The sequence below is a fragment of the Pseudomonas sp. GW821-FHT10B02 genome (assembly GCF_059415665.1).
In genome coordinates this window covers 1-3,969 of sequence record NZ_JBWKNR010000036.1, presented here as the reverse complement: position 1 = coordinate 3,969, position 3,969 = coordinate 1, and the positions used below count along the sequence as shown (strand labels likewise).

The following is a 3,969-nucleotide window of genomic DNA, read 5'->3' as shown; positions in this document are numbered from 1 at the left end:
CCCTTCGTCTAGTGGCCTAGGACACCGCCCTTTCACGGCGGTAACAGGGGTTCGAGTCCCCTAGGGGACGCCATTTTACCCACTTTGTGGGATTTCAAGGCTCATTCGATTATTGAATGAGCCTTTTGTTTTTGTCTCGAAAAAAGTTCTCCTCTCCCTTCTTCTTCCTCTGTGCGACAAGCGGCAGGGGAAAGTGCTTGCAGAAAAATATTATGAGAATAATATTCCACTCATAATATTCGGAGGCAAGTCATGAACGACAAAAAGGCGAAAACCCGTGAACGGATTCTTGATGCCGCCTGCAGCGCACTGATCCAGCACGGTCCGGCCGAACCCAGCGTCAACCAGGTTATGGGTGCTGCCGGGCTTACGGTAGGGGGCTTCTACGCGCACTTCGACAGCAAGGATGCGCTGATGCTCGAGGCCTTCAGCCAGCTGCTCGCCGAGCGTCGGGCGTTGCTTGCCGAGGTCGATCCGAACATGAGCGGCCAGGAGCGACGTGCCCTGGTTGCCGCTTTCTACTTGTCGCGCAAGCACCGTGATGCCACCGAGCGTGCCTGCCCGCTGCCCAACTCCCTGGGTGAGATGGCGCGGCTGCCGGATACCTTCCGTCAGGTGTTGGGCGAACACATTGAATTGATGATGGCCAATCTTGCTGACAGCCCTGAAGAGGCCGACAAGGTCCTCGCCGACCTGGCGTTGATGGTCGGTGGTCTGGCCTTGGCCCGTGCGCTAGGCACAGACGAGCTGTCTGACCGTATCCTGCGTGCCGCCAAATCGGCGGTGGTCTGATCGAGCGACACCCACCGGAGCGAAGCGATGAATACCTTGAGCTGGATTCGTAGCGTCAACGGCACCCTCGGACGGCTGGCGCCAGAACATGTTGCGGGCAAGATGCGCCGTGCCTTCATGACCCCGCGCAACCTGCCGCCGCGTGAGTGGGAATTGCCGCTGCTGGCCCGCGCCGAGCGCATAACGTTGCGCTTCGGTTTGTCGGCGCTGCGCTGGGGGCAGGGGCCGACGGTCTTGTTGATGCACGGTTGGGAAGGGCGTCCGACCCAGTTCGCACACCTGATCGATACCCTGGTGCAGTCCGGCTACACCGCCGTGGCCCTGGAAGGGCCGGCCCATGGTCATTCGCCGGGTAATCAGGCGCATGTCGTGCTGTTCGCCCGGGCGCTGCTTGAAGCCGCCGCCGAATTGCCGCCGTTGCATGCGGTCATCGGTCATTCCATGGGTGGCTCCAGTGTCATGCTCGCCCTGCAGTGGGGGTTGCGTGCTGAGGCGGCGGTGAGTGTTGCTGCGCCGGCGCAGTTGCTGGGGGTGTTGCGTCGTTTCGCCAACCACCTGGGCATGCCGACCCGTGCGCGGGCGGCTTTTGTGCGCCAGATCGAACGGGATGTCGGTATTCCGATCGGACGCCTGGATGTCGGCGGCTATCAACTGGAAATCCCGGCGCTGATCGCCCACGCCGAAGACGATAGTCTGGTACCGGCCAGCGAGGCTCAGGCGATTCATCGGGCCTGGTTCGACAGTCGCCTGTTGATGCTGCCCGATGGCGGTCATCAGCGCGTACTGTCCGATCCAAAATTGATCGACGGCGTCATGGCACTGCTGACGCGTCGTCTTGTACCGGCGCGGCAATCGGCCTGAGCATCCGTTACACTCTGCCCGTTCATCACAGACCTGGAGCGGGCATGAGTTGGGATCTGGCAACACCGTTCACGATTGATCTGCGCGTCGCTGCCGACGATATCGATGGCCTCGGCCACGCCAATAATGCGGTCTACGTCACCTGGCTGGAGCGCTGTGCCTGGCGCCATTCCCAGCGTCTGGGGCTGGACCTGGCCGAGTACCGGCGCCTGGACCGGGCGATGGCCGTGGTGCGTCATGAGATCGACTACCTGGCGGCCGCCTATGAAGACGACGAGTTGCAGTTGGCGACCTGGATCGTCGACTGGGATCAGCGCCTGAAGATGACCCGGCGCTTCCAGTTGGTGCGGCCCAGTGATGGCACTACGTTGCTGCGTGCGCAAACCACCTTCGTCTGCATCGAGTTATCCACAGGGCGGCCCAAGCGCATGCCGAGCGAATTTATCGACGGCTATGGGCCGGCGCTGATGGCCGGAACACTGTAGTCCGCGGATTTTGCTAGACTGCCGGCCTTTTTCGCTCGAGATGCAACCCATGCAAATTGCCCTGGCCCCGATGGAGGGGCTGGTCGACAACATCCTTCGTGACGTACTGACCCAGGTGGGCGGCATCGACTGGTGTGTCACCGAGTTCATTCGCGTCTGCGACCGGTTGTTGCCTGCGGCTACCTTCGACAAGCTGGCACCTGAGTTGAGCCAGGGCGCGCAAACTGCGGCTGGGGTGCCTTTGCGCGTGCAACTGCTCGGTTCCGATCCCGTGTGCCTGGCAGAAAACGCAGTGCTGGCCTGCGAGCTGGGCGCGCCGGTGATCGACCTGAACTTCGGTTGCCCGGCCAAGACCGTGAACAAGTCCCGAGGCGGGGCAGTGCTGCTCAAGGAGCCGGAACTGCTTCACGCCATCCTTCGTGAGGTGCGCCGCGCCGTGCCTGCGCATATTCCGGTGACCGCCAAGATGCGCCTGGGCTTCGACAGCCCCGACGGTGCCCTGGACTGTGCGTTGGCCTTGGCCGAGGGCGGTGCCGAGCAGTTGGTGGTACATGCGCGGACCAAGGTTGATGGCTACAAGCCGCCGGCCCATTGGGAGTGGGTGGCGAAGGTGCAGGATGTGGTCAAGGTGCCGGTGTACGCCAATGGTGAGGTCTGGACCCTGGATGACTGGCGGCGCTGCCGTGAAGTCAGTGGCGTCGAGGACATCATGCTCGGCCGCGGGCTGGTATCACGTCCGGACCTGGCCCGGCAGATTGCCGCGGAGCGCGATGGCGTAGCGTTCGTGCCGATGGACTGGCAGAGCCTGCTGCCGCTGATCCAGGACTTCTGGGGCCAGGCCCGGGCGCAGATGACCCCGCGTCAGGCGCCGGGACGCTTGAAACAATGGGTGGCGATGCTGACCCGCACTTATCCTGAAGCCGTGGCATTGTTCACCGAGTTGCGCCGGGAAACCGACTGCGATCGCGTCGGCCAGTTGATCGGTATACCGGTCAGTGCGGCGGCCTGAAAAAATTTTCGCAGGGTTGCTTGAAAAGCAGGCGAGGGTCCTTATCTAAGGAGTACGCGATGCCGAAGTCGGGTCGCGCTACTACACAACCTCGCTGATTTTCAGGAGATGTATCATGACTACTGCTTTTTCTCTGGCTCCACTGTTCCGTCATTCCGTAGGCTTCGACCGTTTCAATGACCTGTTCGAATCCGCGGCGCGTAATGAGGCGGGTAGCAGCTACCCTCCCTACAACGTTGAAAAACATGGCGAAGACCACTATCGAATCGTCGTTGCTGCAGCCGGTTTCCAGGAGCAGGATCTTGATCTGCAAGTGGAAAAAGGTGTGTTGACCGTCACTGGCGGCAAGCGTGACAGCAACGCCGAAAGCGTTACCTATCTGCATCAGGGCATTGCCCAGCGGGCGTTCAAGTTGTCGTTCCGCCTGGCTGACCATATCGAGGTCAAGGCTGCTGGTTTGGCCAACGGCCTGCTCAGCATCGACTTGCTGCGGATTGTGCCGGAAGAAGCCAAGGCCAAGCGCATCCCGATCAATGGGGATAGCAAGCCTGCGCTGAACTGAGTGTGGTGATGCTGTGAAAGAGGGCACCTTCGGGTGCCCTTTTTTATTGGCGTTTCTGGTTGTGGGCATATCCATTTGCCAGGGTGGCGCTGATTCACCTTTCCGCCCTTACGGCGGCTTACTTTGGCAAACGCCCCAAAGTAAGCAAAGGTCTCGCCCCACCAGGGGCCCTACGCTGCGCTCCGGGTTCCCTCCTTCCGGTGTCGCTACGGGGCATTGCGAGCTACGAGTTGCAAGCAACTCTACGCTTCGCAACTTCG

5 protein-coding genes are annotated in these 3,969 nt (G+C 61.3%); all 5 read left to right on the top strand.

The genetic code is table 11. From position 1 onward, the window contains the following. Positions 1-252 precede the first annotated feature (252 nt). Positions 253-792 carry a TetR/AcrR family transcriptional regulator gene (locus AC07OF_RS25805; protein WP_157191747.1) on the top strand — a complete coding sequence of 180 codons (540 nt, stop codon included), beginning with the start codon at positions 253-255 and terminating at the stop codon, positions 790-792. Between the two features lie 27 nt (positions 793-819). Then, entirely contained in the window at positions 820-1,653 is an 834-nt protein-coding gene (locus tag AC07OF_RS25800) for an alpha/beta fold hydrolase (RefSeq protein ID WP_157191748.1), read from the top strand. A 44-nt stretch (positions 1,654-1,697) separates the two neighbouring features. Further along, entirely contained in the window at positions 1,698-2,138 is a 441-nt protein-coding gene (locus AC07OF_RS25795; protein ID WP_191834022.1) for an acyl-CoA thioesterase, read from the top strand. A 49-nt stretch (positions 2,139-2,187) separates the two neighbouring features. Next, a complete protein-coding gene (locus AC07OF_RS25790) occupies positions 2,188-3,147 on the top strand; it encodes a tRNA dihydrouridine synthase (RefSeq protein ID WP_038608654.1) in 960 nt (319 codons plus the stop codon). A gap of 115 nt (positions 3,148-3,262) precedes the next feature. Beyond that, the gene (locus AC07OF_RS25785; protein ID WP_038608656.1) at positions 3,263-3,709 is read left to right on the top strand and encodes an Hsp20 family protein; all 447 of its coding nucleotides are present in this window, start codon (positions 3,263-3,265) and stop codon (positions 3,707-3,709) included. Positions 3,710-3,969: the final 260 nt, after the last annotated feature.